This window comes from Rheinheimera sp. UJ63 (genome assembly GCF_021568285.1).
GTDB classification, from domain to species: Bacteria; Pseudomonadota; Gammaproteobacteria; order Enterobacterales; family Alteromonadaceae; genus Alishewanella; species Alishewanella maricola.
Genome location: NZ_JAKGTQ010000002.1, coordinates 310,973 through 325,209 on the forward strand (window position 1 = coordinate 310,973; position 14,237 = coordinate 325,209).

14 protein-coding genes are annotated in these 14,237 nt (G+C 47.4%); 8 read left to right on the forward strand and 6 right to left on the reverse strand.

Going from position 1 to position 14,237, the window contains the following annotated elements; genetic code table 11:
• Window positions 1–248 precede the first annotated feature (248 nt).
• Complete coding sequence (locus L1N97_RS07530; RefSeq protein WP_226750205.1) at window positions 249–428, reverse strand: DUF6435 family protein; 180 nt, start codon at window positions 426–428, stop codon at window positions 249–251.
• A 120-nt stretch (window positions 429–548) separates the two neighbouring features.
• On the opposite strand from L1N97_RS07530, the gene rnm reads away from it, so the two are divergent.
• The 5 genes from rnm to rluB are packed head-to-tail and all read left to right on the forward strand — an operon-like array spanning window position 549 to window position 4,388.
• Complete coding sequence (gene rnm / locus L1N97_RS07535) at window positions 549–1,427, forward strand: RNase RNM (RefSeq protein WP_236129349.1); 879 nt, start codon at window positions 549–551, stop codon at window positions 1,425–1,427.
• Window positions 1,424–2,044: an L-threonylcarbamoyladenylate synthase gene (locus L1N97_RS07540; protein WP_236129350.1), complete on the forward strand. Its 621-nt coding sequence runs from the start codon at window positions 1,424–1,426 to the stop codon at window positions 2,042–2,044. Before rnm ends, L1N97_RS07540 begins: the two co-directional genes overlap by 4 nt.
• 12 nt (window positions 2,045–2,056) lie before the next feature.
• Window positions 2,057–2,878 carry a segregation and condensation protein A gene (locus tag L1N97_RS07545; protein ID WP_229584401.1) on the forward strand — a complete coding sequence of 274 codons (822 nt, stop codon included), beginning with the start codon at window positions 2,057–2,059 and terminating at the stop codon, window positions 2,876–2,878.
• Window positions 2,878–3,474, forward strand: coding sequence for an SMC-Scp complex subunit ScpB (gene scpB, locus L1N97_RS07550; RefSeq protein WP_229584400.1), 597 nt, complete (start codon window positions 2,878–2,880; stop codon window positions 3,472–3,474). Before L1N97_RS07545 ends, scpB begins: the two co-directional genes overlap by 1 nt.
• Window positions 3,474–4,388 carry a 23S rRNA pseudouridine(2605) synthase RluB gene (rluB, locus tag L1N97_RS07555; RefSeq protein WP_236129351.1) on the forward strand — a complete coding sequence of 305 codons (915 nt, stop codon included), beginning with the start codon at window positions 3,474–3,476 and terminating at the stop codon, window positions 4,386–4,388. The genes scpB and rluB overlap by 1 nt, the downstream gene beginning before the upstream one ends.
• A gap of 214 nt (window positions 4,389–4,602) precedes the next feature.
• Here the strand turns inward: rluB and L1N97_RS07560 are convergent, their stop codons facing one another.
• Entirely contained in the window at window positions 4,603–5,403 is an 801-nt protein-coding gene (locus L1N97_RS07560) for an SDR family oxidoreductase (RefSeq protein WP_236129352.1), read from the reverse strand.
• Window positions 5,404–5,630: 227 nt separating this feature from the next.
• Window positions 5,631–6,383 carry a hypothetical protein gene (locus L1N97_RS07565; protein WP_236129353.1) on the reverse strand — a complete coding sequence of 251 codons (753 nt, stop codon included), beginning with the start codon at window positions 6,381–6,383 and terminating at the stop codon, window positions 5,631–5,633.
• Between the two features lie 130 nt (window positions 6,384–6,513).
• Between L1N97_RS07565 and L1N97_RS07570 the strand changes: the two genes are divergently transcribed.
• Both L1N97_RS07570 and L1N97_RS07575 read left to right on the forward strand, forming a co-directional pair.
• Window positions 6,514–7,668 (forward strand): sensor histidine kinase, encoded by a 1,155-nt coding sequence (locus tag L1N97_RS07570; RefSeq protein ID WP_236129354.1) that lies wholly within the window; start codon window positions 6,514–6,516, stop codon window positions 7,666–7,668.
• Window positions 7,661–8,311, forward strand: coding sequence for a response regulator (locus L1N97_RS07575; RefSeq protein WP_236129355.1), 651 nt, complete (start codon window positions 7,661–7,663; stop codon window positions 8,309–8,311). Before L1N97_RS07570 ends, L1N97_RS07575 begins: the two co-directional genes overlap by 8 nt.
• A gap of 178 nt (window positions 8,312–8,489) precedes the next feature.
• Here the strand turns inward: L1N97_RS07575 and galE are convergent, their stop codons facing one another.
• On the reverse strand, window positions 8,490–9,509 hold the full coding sequence (gene galE, locus L1N97_RS07580; protein WP_236129356.1) for a UDP-glucose 4-epimerase GalE: 1,020 nt from the start codon (window positions 9,507–9,509) through the stop codon (window positions 8,490–8,492).
• A 33-nt stretch (window positions 9,510–9,542) separates the two neighbouring features.
• On the reverse strand, window positions 9,543–9,842 hold the full coding sequence (locus tag L1N97_RS07585; RefSeq protein ID WP_226750194.1) for a YciI family protein: 300 nt from the start codon (window positions 9,840–9,842) through the stop codon (window positions 9,543–9,545).
• A gap of 178 nt (window positions 9,843–10,020) precedes the next feature.
• On the opposite strand from L1N97_RS07585, the gene L1N97_RS07590 reads away from it, so the two are divergent.
• A complete protein-coding gene (locus L1N97_RS07590) occupies window positions 10,021–11,433 on the forward strand; it encodes a sodium-dependent transporter (RefSeq protein ID WP_236129357.1) in 1,413 nt (470 codons plus the stop codon).
• 77 nt (window positions 11,434–11,510) lie between these two features.
• Here the strand turns inward: L1N97_RS07590 and L1N97_RS07595 are convergent, their stop codons facing one another.
• Window positions 11,511–14,129 carry a flagellar hook-length control protein FliK gene (locus tag L1N97_RS07595; RefSeq protein ID WP_236129358.1) on the reverse strand — a complete coding sequence of 873 codons (2,619 nt, stop codon included), beginning with the start codon at window positions 14,127–14,129 and terminating at the stop codon, window positions 11,511–11,513.
• Window positions 14,130–14,237 lie beyond the last annotated feature (108 nt).

Sequence of the window (14,237 nt, forward strand, 5' to 3'; positions counted from 1 at the left end):
AGATGTTTAGGTTAGCGAAAGTCGTGAATTGCATTGGTTTTAACCACCTCTAAAAAATCAGGCTACATCAAACCGCGAATTGCGCGGCGCGTCAAGAGCAAATTGTCATTTAAGACGATTAAACCGTAAAGAAGGCTGAACGGCTGTGTTGCAGGTCACTTATCCGCTGTTCAGCGAGCAAAAAATCGTGTTTATTCGCTTGGGTTCATCATCAGCCTTAAGCCTGTTGTGCAAAAAATGCTCAGCGCTTATTTGTTGGCTTGGGCTTTTAATTCTGTCAGTTGTTGCCATAAGGCTTCGCTTTCTTCGGTGAGGTCGGCAAATAACCGCATGTCGCCATTGCGCTGTGCATGCATAGCTTGCTCGAGTTTGGCATCGTAACGTTTGCGTAATTTCTTTTCGGGATCGGGCTTTAACCATTTAAACATAATGCACTCATCAGTTGTTTGCTGTGCGCCTTTGTACGCAAGCAAGCTTGGCTTGGTTCTTTGTTTGTTGGGCTTTCTAAGCGATTATGCGACAATAGCGGTTGTTAAAAAGGAAACTGCATGAAAATTGACTTACATAGTCACACAACTCATTCCGATGGTCTGCTCAGTGTCAGTGAACTGCTGAGCCGGGCACTTAGCGTCAAGCTAGATGTGCTGGCCATTACTGATCACGATACCATTAGTGGCTTAACAGAAGCGCAGCAATGGCTAAAAGCCGAGCAAGCGCCGCTTAAGCTTATTGCCGGCGTCGAAATCTCTACTGCCTGGCAAGAATTTGAAATCCATGTGGTGGGCTTAAATATCAACGCTGATTGCCCGCAATTTCAAGCCCGCTTGGCGTTACAGCAGCAGCGCCGGTTTGAGCGCGCGGAAGAAATCGCCCGGCGTTTAGCGAAAGCCAACATTGCTGATGCGCTGCCTGCCGTGTTGGCTTTGACCAACGGTGGGGCTATCACGCGCACGCACTTTGCCCGCTTTTTAGTGAATACCGGCCACGCTAGCTCGATGAACACCGTATTTAAAAAATACTTGGCGCGCGGTAAAACCGGCTATGTGCCAAATAATTGGGTGGCGATGGCCGAAGCGATCCAGTGGATCCACGATGCGGGCGGCCAAGCCGTGTTGGCGCATCCGTTAAAATACAAATTAAACGGCAAATATTTAAAACGCCTGGTGCAAGACTTTGCGCTAGCCGGTGGTGATGCTTTAGAGATCATCTCGCCACAACAAACCCCAGTGCAGCGGCGTGAGCTGTGGGCACTGTGTCAACTTCATAATTTAACTGCTTCTGTCGGTTCAGATTTTCATCAGCCTACGGCTTGGAATGAGCTAGGAAAGCATCTATATTTACCGGATGATGTTACGCCAATTTGGGCGGATTGGGCACTTCAGCCCACAGCAACCGACACCGCTAATTTGCAAGGGCAAGCACTATGAGTCAGTTTTTTCACATTCACCCCGATAATCCACAGCAACGTTTAATTAAACAAGCGGTGCAATTGATTCAAAAAGGCGGCATTGTTGTTTATCCCACCGACAGTGGTTACGCTCTGGGTTGTCATATGGGCGATAAAGCCGCGATGGATCGTATTTTACAAATTCGTCAAGTCAGTGGTGATCACAACTTTACCATGATGTGCCGTGATTTATCCGAGTTGTCGGTTTATGCCAAGGTTGAAAACAGCGCCTTTCGCTTGATCAAAAATAACACACCGGGGGCCTATACCTTTATCTTACGCGGTACTAAAGAAGTGCCACGGCGTTTGTTAAATGAAAAGAAAAAGATCATCGGTTTGCGCATTCCAGAGCATAAAATTGCTTTGGCCTTACTGGAAGAGCTTGGTGAGCCGATGCTGTCAACCAGCTTGATTTTACCGGGTAATGAATTTGCCGAAGCCGATCCTGATGATATGCGCCAACAGTTAGAGCGCCAAGTTGATTTGATTTTACATGGTGGCGTGATTGGCGAAGATCCGACTACCGTAATTGATTTATCTGAAGAAAGCCCGGTTATCATCCGTGAAGGCCGTGGTGATGTGCGACCCTTTCAGTAATTTACTCAAAAAATGAGCGAGCCCTTTAACAGCCTCACCATTCAGCAGGTTTTGCCGCTAGCTTATGTGCGCGGCGAAGCGGTGTTAGAGCGGCCAGAAGACTTATATATTCCCCCTGATGCGCTAGAAGTGTTACTCGATGCGTTTGAGGGGCCATTAGATTTTTTACTGTACCTGATCAGACGGCACAAATTTGATTTAGTGGCGTTGCCCGTGAATGAAATTACCCTGCAATATATGGAATATATCAACCTGATGCAGGAGCTAAACTTCGAATTGGCTGCCGATTACTTAGTGATGGCCGCCATGCTGGCAGAGATTAAGTCGCGCTTGTTGCTGCCGCGCAGCCAGGCTGCGGAAGAAGACGAACAAGATCCGCGTGCCGAATTAGTGCGTCGGTTGCAGGAATACGAGATTTTTAAACAAGCGGCCAGTGATTTAGATGCCTTACCCCGTGCCGAGCGTGATTTTTTCACGGCGAAAGCCAGTTTAGCCGATAACTTTAGCCCACTCCTGATTTTACCTGAAGTCGACTTTACCGAGTTACTGGCGGCGTTAAAAGACGTGGTAAAGCGGTCGCAAGCACTGCAGCATCATCATATTAAACGTGAACATTTATCAACGCGCGAGCGTATGAGCCGTATTCTAGCCTTATTACAGCAGCGGCAGGGTTTTGTGGCCTTTAGCGATTGCTTTGAATTGCAAGAAGGCCGCGAAGGTGTTGTGGTGAGCTTTTTAGCGATTTTAGAGCTAACCAAAGAAAAGTTAATCGAACTGACGCAGGTCGCTCCGCTTGCACAAATTCATGTCAAACTGGCGATTAATGAGGCATAATGGCGCGCAAACTAAATGACGTTCAATTACTGCAGTTACTCGAAGCCGCTATTTTTGCGGCGGATAAGCCGTTAAGTCGGGCAGAACTGCAAGCGACAGTCTTGGTCGATTTTGCCGTAAGTAGCCGAAAACTCTCACAAAGCCTAACGCAGTTACAACAAGATTACAGTGCGCGTGGCATTCAGTTAGTCGAAACCGCCAGTGGTTTTCGTTTTCATACTCGCCCAGAATTAAGTGATGCGCTAGCCCAATTATGGCCTGAGCGTTCACCGCGATATTCGCGTGCGGTATTGGAAACCTTGGCCTTGATTGCTTATCGTCAACCGATCACCCGGGGTGAAATTGAAGAGATCCGCGGCGTGTCGGTGAGTACACAAATTATTCGCACCTTAACCGAGCGCGCCTGGGTTAAAGTGGTTGGGCAAAAGGAAGTGCCAGGTCGACCGGCGTTGTATGCCACAACGGCTACGTTTTTAGATTATTTTGGTTTAACACATTTAAATGAATTGCCGCCATTAGCTGAGTTTCAAGCTTTGCTAACGGATGAAACGGCAGAATCCTTATCCACCGTCGAGATGACAGGAGAGCTCCACTAATGAGTGAAAAGTTACAGAAAGTTTTAGCCCGTGCCGGTGTAGGTTCACGCCGCGAAATGGAAGATTGGATCAGCCGTGGTCGTGTTTCGGTAGATGGCAAACCGGCTACCTTAGGTGATCGCGTAGAGCCCACCCAAGCTATTCGTGTTGATGGCCACCCCGTGCAAATCGCCAGTGAAGAGCAACAGATCTGCCGCGTATTGGCTTATCATAAACCAGAAGGTGAGATTTGTTCGCGTACCGATCCGGAAGGTCGACCTACGGTGTTTTCACGTTTGCCTAATATCAAAGGCGCACGTTGGATTGCCATTGGTCGCTTAGACATTAATACCTCGGGTTTGTTGTTGTTCACAACAGACGGTGAGTTAGCTAACCGCTTAATGCATCCAAAATTTGAAGTTGAACGTGAATATGCCGTACGGGTATTTGGCGAGATCAATGATGCGATGATCCAACGTTTACGTACCGGCGTTGAGTTAGACGATGGCAAAGCCAACTTCAAAAAAATCAAAGCGTTACCGGGTGAGGGCATTAACCGCTGGTTCCATGTGGTGTTAACCGAAGGCCGTAATCGTGAAGTACGCCGGATGTGGGAATCACAAGGTGCTGTGGTCAGCCGTTTGATCCGCGTTCGTTACGGCGATTTACTCCTACCTAAACATTTACCCGCTGGCGGTTATGCCGAATATCCACTGGATGAAGTAAATTACTTACGCAAACTGGTGCATATGCCTGCCGAAACGCAAACTTTGGTGAAAGCTGAAGACCGTACCGAGCGTCGTCGTCGTATGGCCAGCATGAAACGCGCAGTACGTAAGTTTCAAGCGGCAGAAAAGAAGCCATCAGCGGATAAAAAAGTCGCCACGGATAAGCGACCAGCAACGGATCGTAAATCGAGCAGAAAGCCGTCTTAATCAACTAAAACACTCACTTAATGGCTGTTAAAAGCTATTAGGTGAGTGCTTATTCAGTTTATGTGGGCTGCTTGAAAGATAGTTGAACAACTCGCCGCTATTATGCTGCTGAGACTGACGACGACGGGCCTGCGGTTTTTAGCTTAGCGCAGCAGATAAACGCCGTTTCATCAGCAGTAATTTGTAGCATTGCACCTTAACGGCCAATACTAGATTAACGCACCTTACTTTTTCTGATCAGTTTATACAGCAGCTCAGGTGCAAAACGCCCTAGCATGCTGGCAAATTTCTCTTTTAAACCGCCAACCACCAAATAATTTTTACCGCGGCAAAGCCCCTTTACGGTAATTTTGGCAAATTCTTCTGCCGACATGCCTTGTGCTTGCGCATCATCCATTTTACCTAAGGCTTCGCCATTGCCTGTTAGCGCATTCATTGAAACCGCGGTTTTCACAAAGCCCGGAAACACCACCGCAACACGGATCCCTTGTTCATAAAGTTCAGCGCGGGCACTGTTCGCCCATAAATGCAGCGCTGCTTTCGCCGCTGAATAGCTACCACGAAACTGCGTACCGACTAAACCCGCCACGCTAGAAATAAACACCAGTTGACCATGACCTTGCTTTAACATTACGGCTAAAACACGCCGGCTCAGTGCCACTTGCGCAAAGTAATCGATTTCCATAATTTTGCGATCGGTTGCTGCGCTGGTATCCATCACCAACGCTCGTTGGCTGATCCCTGCATTATTGATCAACCAATCTACCTGACCATAATGATCGATAATGGCCTCAAGTGCTTGCTGTTGTTGTGTTTCATCGCAAACATCCAAAGGCACACACAGGTGTCGCTCGGGTGCAAGCAAGCTATGCTGCACCCGTTGTAATTCGGCTTCACGTCGCGCACTAAGCACCACCTTGGCACCGGCTTTTGCTAGCTCGTGCGCCAAGGCCTCACCAATACCGCCAGAAGCCCCCGTGATCCACACAACTTTATCTTGCAGTGATACGCTCATCTATTTCGCCATTGTCGCTTGCATGCGCCTGATGTTAGGGCAAATCGCTACTGACTGTCAAAATAACAATCACCCAAACCCCCAGCTCCCCCGCAACAGGTCCAACCGCACTCCGGTACTGGTCTGACCGCACTCTGAGTCAGGTCCAACCACACTCCGGTACTGGTCTGACCGCACTCTGAGACAGGTCCAACCATACTCAGAGACCGGTATGACCTGCGAATAAGTTATTTTGTCGAAGGGCTAACGCGAAACTTGCGGCTGAAGTGCTTGGTCAATAACGTAATGGCTAAAGTACCCACTATTGGAGCGATAAGCCAAGTTGCCAGTTGCCATTCACGGCTGAGTAGCTCTGAGAGTAGCTTGCGACCACCGGCAGCGAAAAAAGCGGTATACAAAGCAATACCTGAACCGATCATTGAGCTGAAATGCTCGATAATCCATTGCCGGTTTGCCAGCTCAGCGCGAAAGACATAGCGAGCGATCCCAGTACTCGTAAAAACTCCGACCATGGCAAAAATCATAAATAGCCAAGTGCCAGTAAGAAAACCATATCCGAGCATAAAAAGGCTGCCAAGCATTAAACTGACTACCGGTAATAGGTAGTGCCATGTGCGTAAAGGTTGCCGCTCGGCTTGAACTTTTAATACCAAAAAAGCATGACGAACCGTTACCCACGTTAAAACGCTTAGCAACAGTAAAAACGCTGAAAAATGCCGCCTTTCACTGACAAATTTTGCCAGTTTTTCTGCCGGTAATATTGCCCCTTTAAGGTATACCTGCGCCGGGTCGAATAACACCATGAGGCTCATGACAATGCCAGAGCCGGCAATAAACAGCATCATAAAGTAATAATAACGCCCAGATAACTTGTGCAGCTTAGTGCCTTTTTCACAGATCACAGGTACCCAAAACAGTACTAAACAAAGTGCGCCTAAGAAAATATGACCGTACAGCAAAATACTATGAATAAATGACATTGTGATGCTCCCTGTAAATGTTTATGTAGTGTAGGGCGGATAAGCAATCAATACAGGTGCCAGAAGTCAGCACTTTAAAATATGACTTCTGGCCTATTGCAGTTACAGCTAGGACAGACATAATAAGTTGATGAAATTACCTTTCCCTCTTGCAACCCTAGCCGGTGTTTTGACCTGGTTGTTGGTTTCTGGCATTACACTGCTTATTTTGCAGCGTTTACCCGGCCCACAACCTTGGCTACCCGTAGTGCTGTTATTACTGCTTTATGGCGGCTGTTTTATTTTTCTAACGCAAGAGTCAAGCTCGTCTTTAGCTTTGAAGCAGCGTTATGGACATTATCTACTGGCCATTCAGTTAGTCTGTGCGTTTGGTTTATTGTGGGTGTTACCGGCGGGGCATTTTGACTACTTGGCAATTTTGACCATTATTTGGGTGTCTTTACTGCCTCATATTATGTCGCAGTATAAAGCCATCTTATTAGCTGCTGTGGTGGTAGTGGTATGGTTTAGTCTGCAAGCGGCGCTTGAACAACGCAGTTTGTGGATCTCGGCCAGTTTATATGGCAGCTTTCATTTGTTTGCGATTGTGATGCAAAGCGCGATATTTGCTGAGCAGCAAGCAAAGGAAAAGATTGCCAGTCAGCACAAGCAGTTACAGGCTGCCCAGCACTTATTGCTAGCGGCCTCAAGACAAGGCGAGCGTCATCGTATTGCGCGTGACTTACATGATTTGTTAGGTCATCACTTAACAGCACTGACGATACAACTACAAGTGGCGCGTCATCACAGTGATGGCGAAGCACGTTTACAGGTTGAAAAAAGCTTACAACTGGCAAAGCTATTGTTATCAGATGTACGTGAGGCCGTAAGCTCCATGCGTGATTATGCAAACTTAAGCCTAGCTCAGCTATTAGAGCCGATCTTGGCCGATTTACCGAGTCACTTAAACATTGAGCTGGCGATCCCAGCAGATCTGACTTTACCTAATATCACTCAAGCACAGCATGTCATGATGCTGGTGCAAGAGGCGGTCAGTAATACCCTTAAACACACCAAGGCAACAACGCTTAGCCTTAGCGCAGAAATTATTCATGTTAGTGACAAAGCAGAATTACTGCTGTGTATTACCGATAACGGTATGCTTGCTGATAATTGGCAGTTAGGCAATGGTTTAACGGGCATGCAAGAGCGCGTGGCGGAATGTCATGGGCAACTTAACCTGCACGAAGTTAATGGCGCCTTACAGTTGCAAATTCGTTTACCGCAAGAGGTGACTAATGCTTAACGTGTTGCTGGTTGATGATCAACAGCTGATCCGTGATGGGATCCGCAGCTTGTTAGCCATTTCGGGTAAAGTAAGCGTAGTGGGGGAAGCCAGTGATGGTCGGCCAGTGGTGTCGCTGTGTCAAACGTTAAAACCAGAGGTTATCTTACTCGATTTATCTATGCCGTTGATGGATGGCATCGCAACCTTGCAGGCCTTGCAACAAGCCGACATTTCTATCCCTGTATTGGTATTAACCACCTTTGATGAGCATGATTTGGTGCTACAAAGTATTCAAGCCGGCGCACGAGGGTTTTTACTAAAAGATGTGTCATTAGACACTTTAATTAGCGCAATTGAAAACTTAGCGGCCGGTGGCAGTTTTTTTCAGCCTAACATCACTGAGCGACTACTAAGCCAAGTACGTAAACCTACGCCAACTGCTTTTACTAAACCCCTACCTTTAGAGCCATTAAGTGAAAAAGAGCTACAAATCTTACAGTTAATGGCAGCCGGTTATAGCAATAAAGAGATCGCCAATGCACTTTGCAAATCAGAGGGAACGGTAAAGAATCAGTGCTCCACCATCCTTAGTAAACTCGGTGTTCGAGATCGCACCAGAGCGGTATTAATGGCTTTAGAACTTGGCTTGATCAGCCAATAAACACACCCAAATGCTACTCTAAGTGGCCCAATCTGTCTCAGAGTGTGGCCTGACCAGTACCGGAGTGAGGTCTAACCAGTCTCAGAGTGCGGTCAGACCAGTACCGGAGTGTGGTCTAACCTGTCTCTGAGTGTGGTTAGACCAGAGACAGGTTAGGGTTATTTATCAGGGGGAGTGTTTAAGCTTTGTAACCGTTGGGGTTGTTGCTTTGCCAATGCCAGGTGTCGCGCACCATATCTTGCAATGTTTTCTCAGTTTGCCAGTTAAGTAAGCGTTTCGCTTTGCTGGGCTCGGCGTAGCAAACGGCAATATCACCTGGTCTGCGGGCAGCAATTTGATAGGGTACCGGCACCTTATTCACATCGCTAAAGGCTTTAACCATATCTAACACGCTGTAACCCACGCCCGTGCCCAGGTTGATGGCTTCAATACCTTTAAAGCTTTGTAAGAACTCAAGCGCTTTTAGGTGGCCCTGCGCTAAATCGACCACATGGATGTAATCGCGCACACCGGTGCCATCGGCGGTCGGGTAGTCATCGCCAAACACACTTAGCTGCTGGCGTTTACCCACCGCCACTTGTGAAATAAATGGCATCAGATTATTCGGGATACCGTTAGGATCCTCGCCAATTTGCCCACTGCTATCCGCACCAACAGGGTTGAAATAGCGCAACACGGCAATTGACCAGTCGTCATCCGCGCGTTGCAAGTCTTCTAAAATATACTCGATCATCAATTTGCTTTGACCATACGGATTGGTCGCTGAGCGTGCTGAGGTTTCTTTGATCGGCACTTCTTTGGCATCACCATACACGGTCGCCGACGAGCTAAAGACCAGTTTCTTCACGTTAAAATGTTGCATGACCCGGCATAAGGTCACTGTACCGGCAACATTGTTATCGTAATAGTGCAACGGTAGCTCAGTGGATTCACCTACTGCTTTTAAACCGGCAAAATGCACTACCGCAGAAATAGTGTATTGGCTAAAAACGGCGGTTAACGCGGCTTGATCGCGAATGTCACCATTGATGCTGATCAGGCTTTTACCTGAAAGTTGTTCAACGCGTTTTAACGCTTCATCTGAGCTATTACTAAAATTATCAAAGCTAATCACCTGATAACCCGCACGCAGTAAACACAATGCCGTGTGGCTGCCGATATAACCGGCACCACCCGTTAACAGAATATATGACGACATGCTGTCATTCCTTTGAGAGAAGTTGATCGAAAATTAAGGTAACACTTTCTTATACGGTTTCACTGTAGCTTGTTGATACACACCCGCAGCCCAATAAGGATCTGCTTTGGCCCAAGCTTCGGCGTCAGTTAAAGAGGGAAACTCAGCAATCACTAAAGAACCGGTAAAACCAGCAGCCCCCGGGTTGTCTGAATCGATGGCCGGCAGCGGGCCTGCCATCACTAAACGTCCTTCAGATTTTAACTGTTCTAAGCGTGCTAAATGGTCTGGACGGGCTGCTAACCGTTTTTCTAGACTATTTACCGCATCTTCTGCATAAATCATATATAACATGATAAAACTCGTCTGTTAATAAACTGCTTGCACCTTAGCAGATTTGCTTTTTAAAAACCAATTAGCAGTACGTGCTTTGCTGCTCGGACTAGGATTTGCTTCAACAGACTGTTAGCATGCAACTGACTGTAAAAAACAACAACTATAACTACAACATTTATCCAGGAGTCACGCATCAATGAAACGTGAACAATTTAGCTCCAGCCTAGGTTTTATTCTGGCTGCAGCAGGCTCAGCTGTCGGTATTGGTAACCTCGTCGCTTTCCCGGTGATGGCCAGTAAAAACGGTGGCGCGGCCTTCCTCGTTATGTACGCTTTTTTCGTGTTCTTTATTTGTTTACCCGTGATGCTGGCCGAGATGAGTTTAGGCCGTCACACCCGGCAAAACCCGCTTGGCGCTTACACCGAGATTGGCCAAAACCGCGCTTGGCGCACGGTAGGTTGGTTATCGGTGATCACGCCCTTTATGATTGGCGTGTTCTATTTGGTGATTACCGTCTGGATCGCCGGCTACTTGGGTAAAGCCGTTTTTGGGCAGCTAGATCAATTAGCCGATCCCGCAGGGTTTGGTAATTTTATTACCAGCAACGAGTTATTTGGTTATCTCGCCTTTGTCGTAGTATTAACCTTCTTAATTTTGCAAGGCGGCGTGAAAAAGGGCATTGAAAAAGCCACCACAGTACTGATGCCAACACTGTTTGTTATGCTAATTGCGTTGGTGATTTACGTGCTTACTTTAGAAAACGCCATGCTGGGTGTGAAATTCTTTCTTATTCCTGATTTTACCAAGTTAACCGGCGAAGTCCTCAATGGCGCACTGGCGCAAGCCTTTTTCTCGCTGTCTTTAGCCATGGGTATTTTGATTACGTACGGCTCATACATTCAAAAACATGACAATATCGTCTCAGCTGGTAAAACGGTGGCGGGCTTATCGTTAATGGTGGCCTGTTGTTCGGGTTTATTAATATTGCCGGCGGTGTTTTCGTTTAACCCTGAAATTGAAATTTCGGAACTGTCGACCTCCAGTATCGGCATGATCTTTATGTTCTTACCGAAAATCTTTTTAGCGTTACAAACGGATATCGGTTATTTCGGCGCCTCTTTTGTCGCCGCGTTTTTCTTTTTGTTAGTGTTTTTCGCTGCGATGACTTCACTGGTCTCGATTATTGAAGTGCCAGTAGCCAGTGTCATGGATGGCAAAGGGATCAGTCGTCGCAAGGCCTTGTATATTTTAGGCAGTGTGATGGTGGCACTAGGTATCGTTTCCGCCTTGTCGTTTGGCCGTGTTGATTGGCTGAGCAATATGCTGCATTACGGCGGTGCCGATAAGTCATTCTTTGATCTGATTTACGATATGTTTTATGAAACCATCTTGCCATTAAACGGTTTGTTGCTGTGTCTCTTTGTGATTTACCGTTGGAAAAAGCAGAATTTTGATGCGGAAATTAGTGATGGCAATCAGCGCTTTGCTGGCTCGTTTTTACAAAAATACGTGAATTTCTCACTGGGTACCTTTATTCCATTAATTTTAGCGATTATTTTTATCAACACTGTCTCTACCATTTACTTTGGTAAAAACTTGTTGTTTTAAGTAAGCGACAACCTTGGTGGCCAGTGTGATAACGCGCTGGCCACGCTGTAACTTTGTTACTTTTTTCAACTTGCGGCTTAAGCCTGCGTCGAAATTAAACTGGTGCGTTTACTGCCCAGCGTATCGGGGATTTTCCCTAACTGACATTCCGCTTTACTCACGGTTAACCCTTGCGCACTGCAGCGATCCGTTAAGATCGGTAAAAACTTTTGCGCTTGCTGTAATGCTTGTGGTTGATCGGTATAAAACTGTAATTGCACATCGTCGTCTTGCAACTTGGCCACGGCTAATAATTGGCCCTTATTGGCTAAGTCAAATTTCATGGTTAACTGCCAAAAGCGCTGTTTTTGTTCGCTGTCTTTTTGCTCGCGTTCTTTTTGCTCTAATAAAATTTGGCTAATTCGGCTTTCTTGTTGCTGCTGCAAGGCTAACGGGATCAGCCATTGCTGCACATTTGCTGCCACTTCAGCGTTTTGTAGCTGTGCCAATTGCAAAGCACTACTGTGGCTGCCGAGAGCTCGTAGTAAGTTAGAGGCTTGCGCCGGTTCAAGCTGCCCAATATTTTGGGCTAAACGCTGCGCGGTTGGCTCACGCAATGATCCCGAGGGTTGCTTTAACAAGTGCCCTAATAATAATTGAATGGCCACAGCCAAGGTGCCGGCCGAGGTGGTCATATTGGGTTGGCTTTGTAAAGGTTGAAAGTTTAACGCTGCTTGCAGTTGTTCTTGTACTTGAGGCGGTGTTAATACCTTAGTTCCATCCGGCTGAGCTTGGCGCAGTAGGTTAAACACTTGCTGTACCTCGGCAGGTAAGTCCGGCAGGCTGCTTAAGGTGGCGGGCGCACTTTGTAATAAAGGTAATAATTGCCGCCAGTGCATATTGCTAACATCGGTTGGCTGTAATTTTGTCACGATGGGGGCTGCAGGGGTAGGCTGCGCACCCAAAGGCAGAGGCTTGGCAAACTGCTGGCTGGCGAGCTGAATTTTGTGTTCACTGACAAGCGGCTGCACGCTTAATTGCCACGAGGTAGCAGCGCTGTTGGCCGTATTAGCCCCTGCCGTTGCTGGGGCGTGTTGCTGCGCTAAACTTGCATTAGCGGTTTTATTGTTATTAGCGGGTGGCAATAATATCAGCGATAAATGTTTGGCAATACTGTTACTAGTGGCTGAGCGAGCGTTTAACGGCTGCGCAAGCGGCTCGCCCGCTAATTGGGTGATGGTTTCACCGCGCAACAAGCTTTGCTGCAAGGCGGCTAATTGTTTGGGATCTTGCAGTAATTGTGCTTGTTTCGCTGTGAGCTGAATGTTCTCTGGTAAGCCGCTTAATACCTTGATTTGAATTTCTATCGTGCCGGGTTTGCTTTCTTTAAAACTTAACTGTAAGGGTAAATCGCTTGGAATGGCAGAGAGTTGTTTGGCCGCCAGTGTCAGTGGCAATTGCAGCAAGCCTTGCGCCGTTTGCACAATAAATTGAGCACTTTGGCCAGTTAACTGTAATTTAGCAAAATAGGGTTGCCCTGCTTGCAGTTTCGGCGTGCTTTCATTGTTTTGGCCAAACTGGCTGAGGATCTTATCAACAATCGCGGTTTTCATCGGTTCCTCTGGTAAAGGGGTATTGGGCATCACGCCGGCGGGCATCTTGGCGCTAGGCCGGTTTAACTGCGTTTGGGCTGTTGCCGTTGCTGCTAAGTGCGATGTCGCACTTTTTGGTGCGGAGTCATTGAGCTTATTTGAAGATTGCGTGCTGCCCAGTGTTAATTGGCTACCATCAGACAAGCTAAGTTGCAGTGGCCGGTTCAGTGCGCTGGCTGGCAGTTGAAACTGGCCCAAGTCTTTTAACGGTTGTATGAGTAACACCCAATTCGCTCGCTCAGTGGCATGATTAGTTGTGGTTTGGGTAACTAAAGGTTGTAGTAATAACTTTAATTGCTGGCGCTCAGGCGGGCTAAGGTTGAGTACTTGGTTATTCAGTTGCAACAGCGGGCTTGCCGTTTGTAATTGTTGAAACACAGAAATCTGCACGGCAGGTTGCTGCAAAGCGTGCTGTAGCTGGGGGCTTAGCGTTTGAAATACCGCTGCGTTTTGCAGGTTAGCCATCGCCGCTCTCTGGCTTGGCGTATTGGTTGTTAGCGTGTTAGCCGCTTGGTTGTTGTTATTTGCCGAAAGGTTAGTGCTATTGCTGCTTGGCAAAGCGCTCTGCGCCGATGAAGCGGCACTGACACTGGGTAACTTGACCAATTGTAATGTGGCTAATTGCGCGGCGAGGGGCGGGGTAACCGCTTGGCCAGCCAAATGATTAAGCGGTTTGCCACTGGCTAATTGTTCACTCAATTGGTTTAGCTGCTCAGGTTGCAGTAACAAAGTGGTTTGTGCGGCCGTTAATTGCTGTGCTTGCGGGTTACCTTGCCACTGCATCACGCGTACGTTCAAATTGTCGGGCGTTGTCGCATTAAAACTCAGTTGCAGCGGCACATTCAGCGGTAACGGTGGTAGCGCAGATAAAGCAAGCCGTTGTAAGCCTTGCTGGCTTTGCAGCAGTAATTGCTGTGTCACATTGGGGGTGTTATTGGTATGGCTGGTGATTACCATTGCCGGATAGGGCACGGCGCTGGCAAGTTTAATCACACCACTGTTCACTGCCGTTTGTGGGTTTAAGCTGGTGTTTGTAGTGAGCTGGCCAAAATTAAAGGGTAACATCACGCTCTCAAGGTTCTGTGGGTTAAAGCCGCTTTCGTTAACAGTGATTATTGAACTGTAAGCGGCACTTGCCGACAAGTTGTGCAAATAGCTGATTTGAATCAAGCT